The organism is Streptomyces sp. NPDC004284 (assembly GCF_042874035.1).
Taxonomy (GTDB): Bacteria; Actinomycetota; Actinomycetes; order Streptomycetales; family Streptomycetaceae; genus Streptomyces.
The window spans coordinates 40,303-56,142 of sequence record NZ_JBIAMJ010000004.1 but is presented as its reverse complement, the minus strand read 5'-3'; the positions used below and the strand labels follow the sequence as shown (position 1 = coordinate 56,142).

General features: G+C 73.4%; 13 protein-coding genes and 1 pseudogene. 7 read left to right on the top strand and 7 right to left on the bottom strand.

Annotation, left to right across the window (positions count from 1 at the left end; genetic code table 11):
* Window positions 1–66: 66 nt before the first annotated feature.
* Genes ACFYUS_RS12560 through ACFYUS_RS12540 form a run of 5 tightly spaced genes read left to right on the top strand, consistent with a single transcriptional unit; the run spans window position 67 to window position 8,198 of the window.
* Entirely contained in the window at window positions 67–2,694 is a 2,628-nt protein-coding gene (locus ACFYUS_RS12560) for a glycosyltransferase (protein WP_388849343.1), read from the top strand.
* Window positions 2,691–4,346: an ArnT family glycosyltransferase gene (locus tag ACFYUS_RS12555; protein WP_388849340.1), complete on the top strand. Its 1,656-nt coding sequence runs from the start codon at window positions 2,691–2,693 to the stop codon at window positions 4,344–4,346. Before ACFYUS_RS12560 ends, ACFYUS_RS12555 begins: the two co-directional genes overlap by 4 nt.
* Window positions 4,343–5,731, top strand: a complete 1,389-nt coding sequence (locus tag ACFYUS_RS12550) for an alkaline phosphatase family protein (RefSeq protein WP_388849337.1) — start codon at window positions 4,343–4,345, stop codon at window positions 5,729–5,731. Before ACFYUS_RS12555 ends, ACFYUS_RS12550 begins: the two co-directional genes overlap by 4 nt.
* A complete protein-coding gene (locus tag ACFYUS_RS12545) occupies window positions 5,728–6,987 on the top strand; it encodes a hypothetical protein (protein ID WP_388849334.1) in 1,260 nt (419 codons plus the stop codon). The genes ACFYUS_RS12550 and ACFYUS_RS12545 overlap by 4 nt, the downstream gene beginning before the upstream one ends.
* Window positions 6,984–8,198, top strand: a complete 1,215-nt coding sequence (locus ACFYUS_RS12540; RefSeq protein ID WP_388849332.1) for an endo-1,3-alpha-glucanase family glycosylhydrolase — start codon at window positions 6,984–6,986, stop codon at window positions 8,196–8,198. The genes ACFYUS_RS12545 and ACFYUS_RS12540 overlap by 4 nt, the downstream gene beginning before the upstream one ends.
* Here ACFYUS_RS12540 and ACFYUS_RS12535 read toward each other — a convergent pair.
* Window positions 8,140–9,924 (bottom strand): fibronectin type III domain-containing protein, encoded by a 1,785-nt coding sequence (locus ACFYUS_RS12535; RefSeq protein WP_388849330.1) that lies wholly within the window; start codon window positions 9,922–9,924, stop codon window positions 8,140–8,142. The genes ACFYUS_RS12540 and ACFYUS_RS12535 overlap by 59 nt on opposite strands.
* Before the next feature lie 296 nt (window positions 9,925–10,220).
* Between ACFYUS_RS12535 and ACFYUS_RS12530 the strand changes: the two genes are divergently transcribed.
* Together ACFYUS_RS12530 and ACFYUS_RS12525 are read left to right on the top strand one after the other, a co-directional pair.
* Window positions 10,221–11,354 (top strand): cytochrome D1 domain-containing protein, encoded by a 1,134-nt coding sequence (locus ACFYUS_RS12530; RefSeq protein WP_388849328.1) that lies wholly within the window; start codon window positions 10,221–10,223, stop codon window positions 11,352–11,354.
* A 7-nt stretch (window positions 11,355–11,361) separates the two neighbouring features.
* A pseudogene (locus ACFYUS_RS12525) lies at window positions 11,362–12,024 on the top strand (DedA family protein); the annotation flags it as partial.
* A gap of 16 nt (window positions 12,025–12,040) precedes the next feature.
* Here ACFYUS_RS12525 and ACFYUS_RS12520 read toward each other — a convergent pair.
* The 6 genes from ACFYUS_RS12520 to ACFYUS_RS12495 all read right to left on the bottom strand — a co-directional run bounded on the left by ACFYUS_RS12520 (window position 12,041) and on the right by ACFYUS_RS12495 (window position 15,755).
* The gene (locus ACFYUS_RS12520; RefSeq protein ID WP_388849325.1) at window positions 12,041–12,748 is read right to left on the bottom strand and encodes a DUF6230 family protein; all 708 of its coding nucleotides are present in this window, start codon (window positions 12,746–12,748) and stop codon (window positions 12,041–12,043) included.
* Complete coding sequence (locus ACFYUS_RS12515; RefSeq protein WP_388849322.1) at window positions 12,745–13,365, bottom strand: hypothetical protein; 621 nt, start codon at window positions 13,363–13,365, stop codon at window positions 12,745–12,747. Before ACFYUS_RS12515 ends, ACFYUS_RS12520 begins: the two co-directional genes overlap by 4 nt.
* Entirely contained in the window at window positions 13,362–13,748 is a 387-nt protein-coding gene (locus ACFYUS_RS12510) for a DUF6114 domain-containing protein (RefSeq protein WP_388849319.1), read from the bottom strand. The genes ACFYUS_RS12515 and ACFYUS_RS12510 overlap by 4 nt, the downstream gene beginning before the upstream one ends.
* Entirely contained in the window at window positions 13,742–14,506 is a 765-nt protein-coding gene (locus ACFYUS_RS12505; RefSeq protein WP_388849316.1) for a DUF6230 family protein, read from the bottom strand. Before ACFYUS_RS12505 ends, ACFYUS_RS12510 begins: the two co-directional genes overlap by 7 nt.
* Window positions 14,503–14,982, bottom strand: a complete 480-nt coding sequence (locus ACFYUS_RS12500; RefSeq protein ID WP_388849313.1) for a DUF6114 domain-containing protein — start codon at window positions 14,980–14,982, stop codon at window positions 14,503–14,505. The genes ACFYUS_RS12505 and ACFYUS_RS12500 overlap by 4 nt, the downstream gene beginning before the upstream one ends.
* Before the next feature lie 86 nt (window positions 14,983–15,068).
* Window positions 15,069–15,755 (bottom strand): cholesterol esterase, encoded by a 687-nt coding sequence (locus ACFYUS_RS12495; protein ID WP_388849310.1) that lies wholly within the window; start codon window positions 15,753–15,755, stop codon window positions 15,069–15,071.
* Between the last annotated feature and the right edge of the window lie 85 nt (window positions 15,756–15,840).

Here is a 15,840-nt window from a genome sequence, read left to right as displayed (position 1 = left end):
ATGTATGTTTAAAACGTAGACGTACGGCGACAGCCCTCCGCACGGTCGCCGCAGGAGGCCGCTGACATGGACGGCAACCGCATCCCCCGCACCGAGTGCTCCGAACTGAACGACCCGCGTCCGCGCGTTCGGCCCCGTCTGACCCTCGTCATCCCGACGCGCAACGAGCGCGAATCCGTACCGCTGCTGCTGCGCGCCCTGGAACCGGCCTTCGACGGGCTGCCCGTCGAGATCCTGTTCGTCGACGACAGCGACGACGACACACCGGCGACGGCCGCGCGGCACGCCCCGGACTGCCGGCTGCCGGTCCGCCTCCTCCACCGGCCGCAAGGCGCCCGGGAGGGCGGTCTGGCGGGAGCGGTCCTCGCCGGCGCGCGCCACGCCCGGGGGGAGTGGGCCCTGGTCATGGACGCCGACCTCCAGCACCCGCCGGAGGCCGCCGCCGCGCTGGCCCGCACGGCTCTGGGACACGGCGTCGACATCGTGGTCGGCACCCGCTACGCAGGATCCGGATCGACCGGTGACGGACTCGACGGCCCCGCCCGCCGGCTCGTCTCCCTCGGCAGCACGATGCTCGCCAAGGCGTTCTTCCCCCGCCGGCTCGCCGGCGTCAGCGACCCGATGAGCGGGCTCTTCGCCTTCCGGATCGCCGCGACCGACCTGGACCGGCTCAGCCCCCTCGGCTTCAAGGTGCTCCTCGAACTGCTCGTCAGGCACCCGGGCGCACGCGTCGCCGAGGTCTCCTACCGCTTCGCGCCCCGCGCGGCCGGCACCTCCAAGGCCTCGCTCCGCGAGGGGCTGCGGTTCCTGCGGCACCTGGCCCGGCTGCGCCGGCCCGCCCCCGGCGCGGGCCGGGGCGGCGGCACCGGCCGCCACGCGGCACCCGACCGCCCCGGCCTCGGCACCACCGGGCGGTTCCTGGCCTTCGGGCTCGTCGGCCTCAGCGGCATCGCCGTCAACACCGCCGCCCTGTGGTTCTTCCACTCCGTCGTGGGACTCCACGAGCTCCTCGGCGCGACGCTCGCCACCCAGGTGTCCTCCCTGTGGAACTTCGCCCTCCTCGAAACGCTGGTCTACCGCGGCGGCGAAAGCGGCGGCAGGCGCGCGGTCCTCGGCCGCGGCATCGCCTTCCTCGCCCTGAACAACCTCCTGCTGCTCGGCCGCCTGCCCCTCCTGGAGCTGTTCGTCCTCGCCGGGGTCGGACTGCTCACCGCCAACGTGCTCAGCCTCGTCGTGCTCTTCGTGGCCCGGTTCCTCTTCAGCGACCTGCTGATCTACCGCCGTCGCCGCGAGGACCGGCCCCGCCGCGACCCGGTGCGCGTCCTCGTCGCCCCCGGCGCCACCGCCCCCGGCTCCGCGCCCCCCTCCCCCACCGCCTCCGCGCCGGCGGCTCCGGAGCATCCCAAGAACACCAAGCACCCCAAGCACCCCAAGTACCTGACCTACCGTTACGACATCGCCGGCACCGTCACCATCGGCTCCCAGATCCGCCTGCCCGAGCTGGAGTTCTTCCGCGCCCAGTGGGTGCCGCCCGGCGCCTGCGACATCACCGTCCGCGTCGGCGACGTGGGCCGCCGGCTCCCCCGCCACCGCGCGGTGATGACCGAGATCCCCGGCCTCGGCGAACCGCAGCCCACCACCGTGCAGTACGAGGAGCAGCTCGGCCGGCTCGGCGCCAACTTCCGCGTCGACATCGGCGACCCCATCGACGTCCTCGTCAGCCCGCTCCTCGCCCGCTCCCCGCACGTCGTCTACACCAACGTCCTGGAGGCGCTGCTGCGCTTCGTGCTCGTCTCCCGCGACCGGATGCTCCTGCACTCCGCGTGCGTCGAGCTGGGCGGCACGGGCGTGATGCTCTCCGCGCTCACCGACACCGGCAAGACGTCCACCGTCCTGCGGCTGCTGAGCGAACACGACGGACGGTTCCTGTCCGACGACATGACCGTCGTCGACGCCGGCGGCAACGCCCTGTGCTTCCCCAAGCCGCTCACCATCAGCGCGCACACCCTGCACGCCGTGCGCTCCGACGACCTGACCCCCCACGAATGGCACCGGCTGCAGCGGCAGAGCCGCCTGCACTCCAAGGAAGGCCGCTCCTTCGCCTTCACCCTCGCCCGCCACAACCTGCCCATCATGGGCATCAACGCGATCACGCAGATCCTGGTGCCCCCGCCGAAGTACGCCGTCGACAGGCTCGTGGACTGCCGGCTGAGCAGCGCGGTCAAGGTGAGCGAACTGTTCGTCATCGAGCGCGGCGAGCCCCGCCTGAGCGACCTCGGCCACGACGAGACCGTGAACCGGCTGCTCGTCAACACCGAGGACGCCTACGGCTTCCCGCCCTTCCGGTACTTCGCCCCCGCCATCACCGTCGACGGACTCGACCACGCCCAACTGCGCGGCCGCGAGCGGGACATCCTGTCCGGCTTCCTCTCCGGCGTGCGCACCCGCGTCCTGGCCTCCGACCGGTTCGGCTGGGCCGACGAGATACCGCGGCTCCTCGCCGCGGACCGGCCCGCGGTCAACGGCCACTCGATCCCCCTCGCCGACGGACACCCGTGGCCGCACTGGGCGCCGGAGGCACCGGAACGCGAACGGCCCCTGTCCGTACGCTCCGGACTCCTGCCCCTCCACCACGCCGTCCCGACCGACTCCGGCGCCTCCCGCCCGGAGGACCCCGGCGGGAGGACGCCATGAACCGTCCCGCGTACTCCGCCACGGACACGACGGCCGCCCCCGGCACGGGGGGTGCCTCCGGCGGCCCCCTGAGGACGGCCGGGACCGCCTCCACCGGCACCGCCGCCCGCCCGCGCCGCCCCACCGCCTCCTGGGCACTGCGCAGCGCCCTGCCGCTCACCGCCATCCTCGCCCTGGCCGCCTTCCTGCGGTTCTGGCAGCTCACCGCGATCGGCTTCAACAGCGACGAGGCCGTCTACACCGGCACCGCCGCCTCCCTGGCCGGCGACCCGAGCATGCAGACGGTGTTCCCCGTCTTCCGCGCCCACCCCGTGCTCTTCGCGAGCGTCCTGTCGCTCTTCCTGCGCGGCGGTGCCGACGAGTTCACCGCCCGCGCGGTCGCGGCCGGGATCGGCGTCGTGACCGTCGCCGTCACGTATCTGCTGGCCCGGAGGCTCTACGGCCGCGCCGCGGGACTCGCCGCCGCGCTGCTGCTCGCCGTCATGCCGTACCACGTGGTGGTGACCCGGCAGGTGCTGCTCGACGGGCTGATGACGCTGTGCGCCACGGTCGCGCTCTACTGCGTCGTGCGGTACGTGCAGGCGGGCCGCGACGGACTCCCCTGGCTGCTCGGCGCCGCGGGGGCGCTGGGTGCCGCGGCGCTCTCCAAGGAGACGGCGCTGGTCCTCGTCTGCGGTCTGTACGTCTTCTTCGTCCTCAGCCGCTCGGTGCGGATGCGGTGGCGGCACGCCGTTCTCGCCACCGGCGTCCTCGTCCTCGTCTTCGCCGCCTTCCCGCTCGCGATGTGGCTCGCGGGCCGCGGCGCCACCGGGCAGAACTACCTGTTGTGGCAGCTGTTCCGGCGCGCCAACCACCCGATGGGGTTCTACGCCTCGACGGTGCCGCAGGCCCTCGGCTGGGCCGTGCTCGCGGCCGCCGCGATCGGACTGGTGTGGCTGCGCCGTCGCAACGGCTGGCGCGAGGGCCTGCTGCTGTGCTGGATCGCCGCGCCCGTGCTGTTCTTCACCCTGTGGCCCGTCAAGGGATTCCCCTATCTGCTGCCGATCGCACCGCCGCTCGCCGTGCTGGCCGGGCGCACGCTGGGCGCGCTCGCCGGGCTCCGGATACGGGCCGGCCGGCTGCGGGTGCCGGCCCGCCGGCTGACCGCCGCCGGAGCCGTCCTCGTCGCGCTCGCCGTCGCGCTGTCCCTCGCCCTGCCTTCCGCCGCCCGTGTCACCGCCGTTCCGAAGGGCTCGTTCCTGGCCGGTTCCGGCGGCCTGCCGGGCGGCCGCGAGGCGGGCCAGTGGGTGCGCGGCCACGTGCCCGGCGGGGCACGGCTGCTCGCCGCCGGCCCCTCGGTCGCCAACGTGCTCCAGTTCTACGGGGGCAAACCGGTCTCGGCGCTGTCGGTGAGCGTCAACAAGCTCTACCGCAACCCCTCGTACACGCCGGTGCCCAACCCCGACCGCTCGCTGCGCGACGGCGAGTTCCAGTACCTCGTCTGGGACTCCTACACGGCCCACCGCGCGCCCTTCTACGGCGCGAAGATCAAGAAACTGGTCGACAAGTACCACGGCTCGGCCGTCTACACCTCCGCCGTGCGCGTTCCCGTGTCCGCCACCGACCCGACGCCCACTCCGGTCATCGTCATCTATCAGGTGCGTGCGTCATGAAGCCGCTGACCGTCCGTCTGCTGACCGCGCTGGCCGGCGCGGCGCTGCTGCTCGGCCCCGCCTCGGCCGCGGCCTCCGCCTCCGCCGGCACCGGCACCGACCCGGGCGGCGGGACCGCCGCCGAGCACCGCGCGACCACCCCCGTCCAGCACTTCATCTACGTGATGCAGGGCCCCCGGACCTTCGACAACTACTTCGGCACGTACCCCGGGGCCGACGGCGTCCCCGCCGGCGCCTGCCAGCCGCGCACCGTCCACGGCCCCGCCTCCGACTGCGTACGGCCCTACGCCCTGCACGCCAAGGCGCCCGCCCCGCTCTCCCCGAGCCGGAGCATCATCGCGCAGCAGATCAACGGCGGCCGGATGGACGGCTTCGTGTCCGCGTACACCCGGCAGGGCAGGGACGGCACGACCGTCATGGGCCACTACGACGCCCGGGACCTGCCGTTCGACTGGGCCGCCGCCCACCGGTACGTGCTCTTCGACAAGTTCTTCTCCGCCGTCCCCTACGGCACCGCCACCGAACGCTCCTACTGGGTCTCGGGGTCCGCCCCCACGGCGGGCGACCACGCCACCATCTTCGACCGGCTCCAGCAGGCGGGGGTCAGCTGGAAGTTCTACGTCGAGAACTACCGGCCCGCCGAGAACTACCGGGTCCCCGGCGCCACCCAGCCGGTGCGCGCCCCGCTGCTCGGCCACGCCCGCTTCGTCGACGACCCCGCCCTCGCCTCCCACATCGTGGACCTGGACCAGTACTACCGCGACCTCGACAACGGCACCCTGCCGTCGGTGGCCTACATCGCCAGCTCCGGCTCCTCCGAGCGCTCCGCGCGGTCCATCCCGCCCGGCCAGAAGCTCATCCGCTCGCTGGCCACGCAGCTCGCCCTCAGCCCGTACTGGGACAGCTCGGCCCTGCTGTGGAGCCACGACGGCTCCGGCGGCTGGTACGACCACGTGGCCCCGCCGGCCGCCGCCGACGGTCCGCGCGGCCTGCGCGTACCGGCCGTCCTGATCAGCGCCTACGCGCCGGCCGGGCACATCGACCACCGGGTGCTCGACTCGTCCTCGGCGCTGCGGTTCATCGAGGACAACTGGAACCTGGCACCGCTCGGCGGGCGGGACACCACCGCCGCCAGTCTCGCCGCCGCCTTCGACTTCTCCGCCGCTCCCCGGCCCCCCGAAGTGCTCGCCGGCCCCACCGAGCGGCCCTCCGTCCGGCCGGTCGACACGGCGCTCGTGTACGGGGTCTACGGCGGGATGATCGGCGGAGCCGCGCTGCTCGTCACCGGCACCGCCCTGTACGCCGCCCGCCGACGCTCCGCGGCGGCGCCGGCCCCCGCGGGCCCGTCGGAGCCGTCCCCCGTGCCGGAAGGGAGCCGGCCGTGAACCGCCGTACCGCCCGCCGTACCGCGGTCGCCGTCCTCGCCCTGCTCACGGCCCTGCTGCTGGCCTTCGCCGGGCCGGCCGCCGCCGCCCACCGCTCCGCCGACCCGCCGGTCACCGTCACCTTCCGCACGGTCCCGGCGGTGCCCGGGGTCCGGCTGGTCTTCGCCGGCACCTCCCTCGTCACGGGCGCCGACGGCACCGCCTCGTACACCGGCGCCCGGACCGCGGACCGCAAGTCGCTCCAGCTGCTCGACACCTCGGTCAGCACCCCGGACGCCCGCTACCGCTTCGCCCGCTGGGCCGGCCAGCGCGACCCGGACCAGACGTTCCGGCCCCGCGTCGACGGGCTGCCGCTGCGCGCCGACTACACCATCACGGCCGGGTTCGCCGTGCAGTACCCGGTGACCGTCTCCTTCACCGACCAGCACGGCACTCCCCTGGACCCGTCCCGGGTCTCCGCGGTGAAGGTCAAGGGCTCCGACGCCCGCACCACCGACCTGTCCGTGTCCGGCACCACCTGGCTGGACGGGACCGTGCCCGTCTTCCGCAACAGCCGTCTGACGCCCGTCCCGGTCGACTACACCCTGCGGAGCCTCGTCTACGACGGCGCCGAACTCGCCGACGCCGGACGGCAGGGCTTCCGGCCCGGCGCCGACCGGCACCTGACGTTCACCGGCGCCTTCCACGACCTGACCGTCACCGCCCACGACGCGCTGTTCGGCTCCGCCGCGGGCGACCGGGCCACCGTCACCGGCCCCGGCGGGCAGGCCACGACGGTGGCGCTCGGACCGGACCACACCGCCGTCCTCCCCCATCTGCCGCGCGGCCGGTACACCATCGAGGTCAAGGCCCCCGGTGGCACCACGAGCCCGCGCGAGGTCCAGCTGTCCCAGGCGGTCACGGCCGATGTGACCGTGGTCAGCCTGACCGACGTCCTCGTCCTCGCCGGTGCCGGCCTGCTGGTCGTCGGGATACCGGTCGCGATCAGGCTCCGGCGCCGGACCCGCCGCACCGCCGCGGGCCCGGCACCGGACGACGGGGCGAAGCCGGGCCCCACCGAGCCGCGTGGTCCCGTACCGCCGGAAGGTCCGGAGTCACCACCGGAAGGTCCGGAGTCACCGAGGGAAGAGACGGTGTCACCACCGGAAGAGCTGGTGTCACCACAGGAAGAGCCGGAGTCACCGCCGCTGCCCGAGCAGTCCGAAGGAGAGGAGAAGGCACCCAGCTCCTCGCGCCCCGGGGCGGCGGCCCGATGATGAGGCGGCTGTGGGCGCTCCTCGCCGCGCTCGTCCTGTGCTGGCCGGGCCTGAGCGCCGCGTCGCCCGGCCCTCCGCCCGCCGCGCCCGTCCCCTCGGACGCCTCCAGGCCGCCGCTGCTGGCCTACTACTACCAGTGGTTCAACCCCGAATCCTGGCAGCGGGCCAAGACCGACCTGCCGCTCGCCGGCCCGTACTCCAGCGACGACGCCCAGGTGATCGACCGGCAGATCGCCGAGGCGAAGTCCGCCGGGATCGACGGGTTCCTCGTCGGGTGGAAGCACGGCGCCGTGAACGACCGGCGGCTGCGCAAGCTCGTCGACGCCGCCGAGGCGAGCGGCTTCAAGCTCGGCTTGGTCTACCAGAGCCTGGACTTCCACCGCCGCCCGCTGCCCGTCGCCCGGGTCGCCGCCGACTTCCGGTACTTCCGCGACCACTTCGCCGACAGCCCCGCCATGCTGCGCGTCGCCGGACGCCCCCTGACCGTCTGGAGCGGCACCTGGCAGTACTCCCACGCCGACGTCGCCCGGGTCACCTCGGCCGTCCGCGGCCGACTCCAGGTGCTGGCCAGCGAGAAGAACGTCGCCGGCTACCAGCGGATCGCCGACGTCACCGACGGCGACGCCTACTACTGGTCCTCCGCCACCCCCGGGACCACCCCCGGATACGCGGAGAAGCTCCAGGAGATGGCGCGGGCCGTGCACGCCGACCACAAGACCTGGGTGGCGCCCTGCGCGCCCGGCTTCGACGCACGGCTCGTCGGCGGCACCCAGCCGGTCCCCCGCAGGGACGGTGCGACGCTGAGGGCCGAGTACGCCGCCGCACTCGGCTCCTCACCGGACGTCATCGGCCTGATCAGCTGGAACGAGTACTCCGAGAACACCCACGTGGAGCCCTCCCGGGACCACGGCGACTTCTTCCTGGGGGTGCTGCGCGGGCTGCGCGGCGTCCCCGCGGGCGTCCCGGCCGTGCAGAGCCCGAGCAGTCCCGCCCGGCCGGTCGCCCGGCCGGACCCCTCCCGCAGCTACTGGGCGTTCGTCGGCGTGGCCGCCCCCATGCTGCTGATCACCCCGCTCGCCGTGCGCCGCCTGCGCGCCGCCCGGCGTGGGCCCGCCCCGGTCGCCGGGGAGCGGACGGGCCCGGGCCGAGCTGTCAGCAGGTCACCGGAGTCGACGTCCCCGCCGTGTTCCCGGCCAGATCGCGTGCCCTGACCTCGTAGGTGTACGAGGCCGGGCACACGGCCGTCTTGTCGCTGAAGGTGAGCACCTCCCGCGGGACCGTGGCCATGTACGTGCCGTCGCGGTACACGTCGTAGGTCGCGAGCTGCGTGTCGTCGGTGGCCGCGCCCCACGTCAGCTTCATGGTGGTGGAGGCGGTGCGGGTCACCGTCAGGGGGGAGGGCGCGGTGGGCGCGGTGCCGTCGGCGGAGAGGTTGTAGGTCTGCGCGTCGAACGTGTTGCCGAGGGAGTCCGTCGGGGTCACCGTCAGCGTCGAGCCGTTGACCGAGACCAGCAGGAAGTGGTGCACATTGGCGTCGGCGGCGGGCACCGGAATCGAGGAGGGGCAGCGCTTGCCGACGTTGGAGCTGTAGGACCAGCCGAGGGCGTACGCGTCCGTCGGGGAGCAGCCGTGGCCGCCGATCGAGCTGAGCTTGGCGCCGGCGCCGCCGGTCACGTAGCTGGGCACGCCCCCGGGCGGGGCGACGTTGCGCTGGTAGATGTGGGAGTGGCCGTTGAAGACCAGGCCCACGCCGTTGTCGTGCAGCAGCTGCTCCAGGGAGTTGCTGCTGCCCGGGTTGTTCTTCAGGTACTCGTCGTCCGGCTCGGTCGGGTCGTCGGAGCGCAGCGGGAAGTGGAAGGCGGCGACCTTGACGCCGCCCGGGTGCGCGGCGAGGTCCTGCTGGAGCCACTGGTACTCGGCCGAGGTGGTCGACCAGTGGGCGGCCGCGTCCACCTGGTAGATGGCGCAGTGGTCGGTGCCCTCGCAGTTGTTCCCGTCGGCGTCGCCGACGTTGCCGTCGCTCCAGGACGCGTCGAGCACGTAGAACCGGACTCCGCCGCTGCTGAAGGCGTAGTACGTCGTCGGGTAGGTCGCCGGGGTGCTGTTGAAGAACGACGGGTAGCCGACCTGGGCGTAGACGCCGTTCGAGGCGGCGGCGACGGCGCTCTCGGGCCAGGTCGACAGGAGGGTGGCGGTGCGGCCGTGGTTGCCGGTGGTGGCGAACATCGGCAGGACCTGGCCCGGCGCCGCGTAGTACTCGGGTGCGAAGACCCCGCTGATGTTGACGCCGGACTGCTGGAGGTCGCCGTAGTTGGTCGGGCTGCCGCTGGGGTAGGCCACGTCGCCGGTGGACAGCGCGAAGCGGGCGCCGCTGGCGGCCAGCCGGGACATCACGTTGGCCTGGTCCTGGTTGACGGCCCCGCTGTTGACTCCGTTGCTGGTGGTGTCGCCCCAGTCGCCGAACACCGCGAACGTGAAGGGCGTCGGGGAGCCGTCCGGCACCATCGTGGTGAAGGAGGGCGAGGGGTTGGTGCCGAGCAGGTCGATGGGGGTGGCGTCGCCGGTGAAGACCCGGTAGCAGTACGGGGTGTCGGGGCTGAGGTTCGGCACGGTCACCGAGTTGCTGTACTCGGTGACCCCGTTGACGGTCATGGTGGTGCCGAGGGTGGCGGAGGTGACCGAGTTGGCCGTGCAGTTGCCGAGCGGCCCGTACTTCACGGTCTGCCGACTGCGGGTGGTGGTCGCCCACGTCACCCGGGTGGAGGTGGGGGTCAGGTCCGTCAGATAGGGGGCCCGGGTGAGGACCGGGGAGGCGCCCGGCAGGTCGGCCAGGGCGGGCGCGGGCGCGGCGAGGGCCGCCGACAGGGCACCGAGCGCCACGGCGGCGCCGGCGAGGTGGAGGCCTCGGCGGCGTCCGACGGATGCGAACACAGGCATGTCACGGGTCCTTTCAGCCTCCGCTGCGGCCTGTCTGGGGCGTCGGCCGGGCGACGGGGACGGAGGCACCCCCGGGAACGTATGCGCGGCCGGAGGCCGGGACGGGCCAGCGCGGCCGGACCGCGGTCCCCGAACCGCCGCATTCACCCGGTCGGGGGCCATGGCGTGGGCCGGTCGGGCGACTCGGCGTGTCCTTCGGTCTCTCCCCCCGTCCGGTGCGGGAAGAAGGGACAGGACCCATGCGCTCCCGCGCCCTCGCCGGGGGTCGCCCCATCGCGCCCCCTTGGAGGCCCCCCGTGCCGGCTCGCGACTCGCAGGAAGCCACCCGCCGTCGGTCCGTCGGCCGGCTCCGCGCGGCACTGGCCACCGCGGCCGTCGCCGCCTCGACGGCCGTCGCGCCCGCCACGCCCGCCGCGGCGACACCGCGGCCGCACGACGACACGCCGGCGTCCGACCGCGCCTACGTGGCCAACACCACCGCCAGGACGCTGTCGTTCCTCGACACCGACGACCGGACCGTCACCCACACGGTGGCCGTGCCGTCCGGCGCGGCCGACGTGGGGGTCTCCCGGCGCATGCACCGCGCCTACGTGACCGGCGGCAGCGGCTCGCACACCGTCAGCGTCGTCGACACCGACCGGGCCAGGGTCGTCGGCACGATCCGGGTCGGCGACCGGCCCGAGGGCATCGCCGTCAGCCGCGACGGCCGGCGCGCCTACGTCGCCAACGCGGACTCCGGCACCCTGTCGGTGATCGACACCGCCCACGACCGGGTCATGCGCACGGTGCGGGTCGGCTCGTTCCCCCGGGGCGTGGCGGTCTCCCCCGACGGGAAGCGCGTGTACGTCGCCAATCTGCTGTCCGGCAGCGTGTCGGTGATCGCCGCCGCCCCCGGCCGGGTCGTGGCGACCGTGTCGCTGGGCGCCGGCACCGCCGCGTACGACGTGGCCCTCAGCCCGGACGGCACGCTGGCGTACGTGAGCACGGGCAACGGGACGGAGTACGTGTCCGTCCTCGACGCCCGCGCGGCCACCTTCCTCGACGCCGTGCCGGTCGAGGCCGGCGCGGAGTCGCTGGCCGTGTCGCCCGACGGGGCGTCGGTGTACGTGACCTCCGGCTTCGGGAGCGAGGAGGTGTCGGTCATCGACACCGAGGTCGGCACCGTCGCCCGCAGCTTCCGCGTCCCCGGCGGCGCCGAGGGCCTCGCGCTGGGCTACGAGGGGCAGCAGATGTACGTCGCCACGGGGATCGGCTCGCACTCCACGGTCTACGTCGACACCGAGACCGACCGGGTCATGGGCACCACGACGGTCGGCTCCGGGCCGATGAGCGTGGCCGTGGAGTCCGAGCCGGAGCCGGTGGAGTCGCGGGCCGGTACCGGTCGGCGGGTCCACTGGAAGACGGGGCAGAAGCAGGCGGCCGCGCACTGACGGTCCTGTGCACACGACGATCCTCGCGTCCGGGGTCTCCGACTGGTGGTCACCCGACCACTGGATCTCCACGTTCGGCCTGATCGGCATCCTGGTCATCGTGTTCGCCGAGTCCGGGCTCTTCGCCTTCCTCCCGGGCGACTCGCTGCTCTTCACCGCCGGCCTGCTGGTGGCCGACGGCCGGTACATCCACCAGCCGCTGTGGCTGGTGATCGTCCTGGTGGTGGCGGCGGCCGTGCTCGGCGACCAGGTGGGCTATCTGGTCGGCGCGTTCCTCGGGCCGAGGATCTTCAACCGGCCGGACTCCAGGTTCTTCAAGCGGGAGAGCCTGGACAAGGCGCACGGGTTCCTCGAGAAGTACGGGCCGAAGGCGATCGTGCTGGCCCGTTTCGTGCCGATCGTACGGACCTTCGCGCCGATCGTGGCGGGTGCCGGGCGCATGAGGTACCGCACGTTCGTCACGTACAACGTGATCGGCGCGATCGGCTGGGGCGCGGGCGTCACGCTCGCCGGCTACTGGCTCGGCCAGGTCGGCTTCGTCAAGGACCGTGTCGAGCTCATCCTCGTCTCGATCGTCCTGCTCTCGCTGGTCCCGGTGGTCTTCGAGGCCGTCCGGGCCCGCCGCAGGGCGAAGGACGACCGCGCCGACGCGACGGGGCCGCCTCCTCCGGACGGGCCCTGACGGGTCACGGCGTGCCGGGCGTCCCGGTGGGTGCCGCCGGGGCCGGGCAGGCGACCGTGCCGGGCCGTACGGAGAGCGAGAGCTTCGGGGTGGTGAGCAGGCCCGGGATCTGGAAGTCCTGGGCGGTGCCGGTGATCCGGTCGAACTTGGCGTAGCGCGCCTGGATGCCGAAGCGGTGCTGCGGGCTGTCCAGCGGGTTGGGGACGTACGCGCCGGTGGCGTCCTTGACGGTCCGCACGTCGGCGCCGTTGACGTTGAGGTCGACGATGCCGTCCATGTCGAGGACCCCGGTGGCGTCGCGCAGGTCGAGGACGGTGTTCTTCGTCCTGATCTCCCAGGAGCCCGGGTTGTCGTCGCCGAGGGTGAGCAGCAGGGTGTACGTGGCTCCCGCGATCTGCTGGCGCTGGCTCAGGCAGAGGCCGTTGATGACGCCGTCCGCGAAGCCCATGCGCAGGACGCGCTCGCTGCCGGTGGAGCCGTCGGGCCGTACGACGGTCTGGTCGATGACGGCGGCGCCGTACTGCGTCCCGTACAGGCTGCTGGTGGTGAAGTCGACGGGCCGGTCCTGGATCCGGAGGCCGACGGCGAGCGCCCCGCTCGCCATGGCGGTGCCGAGGCCGCCGGCGGCGAGGAGCGCGGGCAGGGCGACGGCGAGGGACCGGCGCCAGTGGGTGCGCCCTTCCTCACGGGTCCTGATGTCACGGGTCCTCATGGCGTGGTCACCGAGATGGTTCCGGGGAGGTGGACGGGGTTGTCGGTGGAGTCGAGGGCCGCGTGGTCGTCGACCGTCCGGATCGCGTAGATGTCGCCGGTGAAGTCCTCGGCCCCGGCGGTGAGCGGGATGAGGGAGCCGAAGAAGTCGAGCAGTCCCTGCACGCCGCAGATCTTGACGAGGACGCGGACGCAGACGTTGGTGATGTTCCCCCACATGGTGGTGGTCTCGGCCTTCCCTGCGCTGTCGTAGCCGCCGAGCGAGCCCTCGGCGGGCACGTCGATGGTGACGGTGTGTCCGGCCGCCCGCTGGACCACGTTCATGTGCGAGCGGATCTGGAGCTTGGTGAAGGTGTACTTGGTGGTGGTGCGCGTGGAGCCGTCGGAGAGCCGGATGGTGACGTTCTTCTCGACCGTCATGGAGACCGCGACCATGCTGCCGATGGTGACGTGCAGCGGGTCCGGGGAGGGCAGGAAGGGCACGCCGAGGGGATCGACCGCTGCGGTCTCGCCGGAGGCGCTGCTCGGCTGCCCGGACCAGACGGCCGTGACGACGGCGAGGAGCAGGGCCGCCGCCACGGCGAGGGCCCGGTGGCGCCCGCGCACCCGGGCGGTCATCCTTCCACCGCCCGGCCGCGCGGGCGTTTGACGCCCCAGCCGACCATCATGGAGCCGCCGAGCACGCCGAGCACCATGCCGAGCAGGAAGCCGCCCAGGTTGGAGACGACGAGCGAGACGACGGCGAGGACCGCGCCGATGAGCCCGAAGGTGTACCGCTGGGCGGGCAGTGCGAGCGGGATGAGGCCGCACAGGATCATCCCGCCGCCGACGAGGTAGCCGGCCACCCCGCCGAAGCCGGTGCTCACGATCAACTGCAGGGAGCTGAGGGAGAACTTGAGGACGGTCCAGCCGCCGGCGACCAGCCACACCCCGCCCCAGAACGGCCGGGTGCGGCGGAACGCGCGGAACCAGGCGTACGCGGCCCTCGCCCGGCTCAGCACGCGTTCACCGTTCCCGCGACGACCCTGAGCTTCAGGTCGGGCAGTACGAGCGCCCCGGCCATCTCGGCGTCGTACGCGGTGGCGTTCAGTCCGTGCAGGGTGATGGAGCTGCCGCCCTCGCCGCCGGCCGAGCCGAGTCCGAAGCCGCCGGGCAGGGCGCCGGTGAGCGGTTTGCCGGCGACGGTGACCTGGTCGGCGGACTGGCCGAGCACCGCGTTCTGGAGGGTGGTGGGCCCGTACGCCTGGAGTTGGGTGGCCTGGATGTAGAGGTTCGAGGCGTCGATGTCGGTGGTGAAGGCGGCGGGCGGGGTCGCCGTCACCGTCTGGCCGCCCGTCAGGAGCAGCGAGTACGGGACTCCGGCGATCGTCTGGTGGACGATGCCGCACAGTCCGGCGAGATGGGCGCTGGCGAAGCCGACGCGCGCCATCGCGGTGGTGGTGGTCGAGGTGCCGTCGGGGCGTCCGACGGCGGGGGTGTTGACGATGGCGCCGAAGCCGCTGCCCTCGACCCCGTTGGAGGTCAGGGTGAAGGGCTGCCCGGTGACGCTGAAGTTGGCGGCGAGGGCGCCCTGCGCGAGGGCGGTGCCGAGGGCGCCGATGGCGAGGACGGAGGGGACGAGGGCGAAGGCGCCGCGCCCCCAGCGGGTGCCGCGGCGGGTGCCGTCGGCGGCCTGGGCGAGCATCCGGGCGTTCCAGTCGGCCGCGGCGCGGCCGCCGGCGCGCAGGCCCGCCCGGGCCTTGGAGGTGAAGGGTTTCACGCGACCCCGCTCCCTTCGGCGGTCGGAGCCGTACGGCGGAAGAGGCCCCGGTTCCTCCGGGCGGGCTTCTCCGGGAGCCAGGCGAAGGCCATGGAGCCGCCGAGGACCGAGAGGACCATCCCGACGAAGAGGCCACCGAGGTTGGAGAGGGGGAAGGAGGCGACTCCCGCGATCACCGCGATGACGCCGGCGGTGTGCCGCTGCCCGGGGAGCAGCAGGATGAGCAGGGCCATCGCCATCAGGAGGACGCCGCCGGCCATGCCCGCGATGCCTCCGACGCCGACCTGGAGGATCTTGCCGAGCGGTGCCATCGGCAGGAAGAAGATGACGAAGCCGCCGAGTCCGGTCCAGAGGGCCGCCCAGAACGGTCGGGTGCGGCGCCAGCGGCGGAAGGCCAGGCGTGCGCGGCGCGGCCGGCCCGTGGTGGGGCCTTCGGTCGGCTCGGTCGACGGATCGGTCGGCGGATCGGTGGTCATGGGGGCCTCGCAGCGGTGGGTCGGGGTGGGAGGGCCGGGGCCCCGCGCCGCAGGGAAGGCGCGGAGCCCCGAGGTGGTGCGTGCGGTCAGGCTCCGCAGGTGGTGTCGCCGTGGGCGATTCCGATCGCGAGGTCCGGCAGGGTGATCGCGCCGGCGATCGTGGCCCCGTTGGCGTCGGCGTTGAGGTTGGCGATGTCGGTCCGGCCGCCGGTGGCGTCGAGACCGAACTGGCCGGGGGTGCCGTCGTTGATGCCGGTGCCCTTGATCGCGGCGCCGTCGGCGGCCGCGCCGATGACGTTCGGGGTGGTGTCGCTCGCGTTCAGCGTGGCCTTGGCCGCCTTGAGCGCCTGCGCGTCGAGGACGAGCTTGTTCGCCTGGAGCCCGGCACCAGCGACGAGCTGGTCGCTGGTGAGCGGGGTCGCGGCGGCGGGCGAGGAGATGTTGAGCGACCAGGTGCCGAGGTTGCCGATCACCGGGAGGTTGACCGACTGGACGGCGTGGACGCAGATGCCGTCCAGGCCCGCCTTGGCGATGCCGACCTCGGCGGCGCCCTTGGCCCCGCCGGCGTCGATGGTGTGCATGACCGCGCCGATGCCCTGCGGCGCGGCGACCGTCTTGGAGCTGAGGGTGAAGGGGACGCTCGTGAGCGAGAGGTTCGCGGCGAGCGCGCCCTGCACCATGGCCGTGGCCATGGCGGCGATGGCGGCGGTGGCGGGCACGGCGAGGAACGCCGATCTGCGCCAGCGGGTGATGCCTCTGGTCTCGTGCTGCATGGGATCTCCAACCTTCGTGCCGCACCGGTCGAATGACACTTCGCGGCTGCCTGTTCGAGAATTGGACACTCTCTCTAGAAGTGTC

Coding starts and splice junctions, on each gene's coding strand:
- ACFYUS_RS12495 (WP_388849310.1), bottom strand. CDS start 15,755: ATGCAGCACGAGACCAGAGGCATCACCCGCTGGCGCAGATCGGCGTTC.
- ACFYUS_RS12540 (WP_388849332.1), top strand. CDS start 6,984: ATGATGAGGCGGCTGTGGGCGCTCCTCGCCGCGCTCGTCCTGTGCTGG.
- ACFYUS_RS12550 (WP_388849337.1), top strand. CDS start 4,343: ATGAAGCCGCTGACCGTCCGTCTGCTGACCGCGCTGGCCGGCGCGGCG.
- ACFYUS_RS12500 (WP_388849313.1), bottom strand. CDS start 14,982: ATGACCACCGATCCGCCGACCGATCCGTCGACCGAGCCGACCGAAGGC.
- ACFYUS_RS12535 (WP_388849330.1), bottom strand. CDS start 9,924: ATGCCTGTGTTCGCATCCGTCGGACGCCGCCGAGGCCTCCACCTCGCC.
- ACFYUS_RS12520 (WP_388849325.1), bottom strand. CDS start 12,748: ATGAGGACCCGTGACATCAGGACCCGTGAGGAAGGGCGCACCCACTGG.
- ACFYUS_RS12515 (WP_388849322.1), bottom strand. CDS start 13,365: ATGACCGCCCGGGTGCGCGGGCGCCACCGGGCCCTCGCCGTGGCGGCG.
- ACFYUS_RS12560 (WP_388849343.1), top strand. CDS start 67: ATGGACGGCAACCGCATCCCCCGCACCGAGTGCTCCGAACTGAACGAC.
- ACFYUS_RS12555 (WP_388849340.1), top strand. CDS start 2,691: ATGAACCGTCCCGCGTACTCCGCCACGGACACGACGGCCGCCCCCGGC.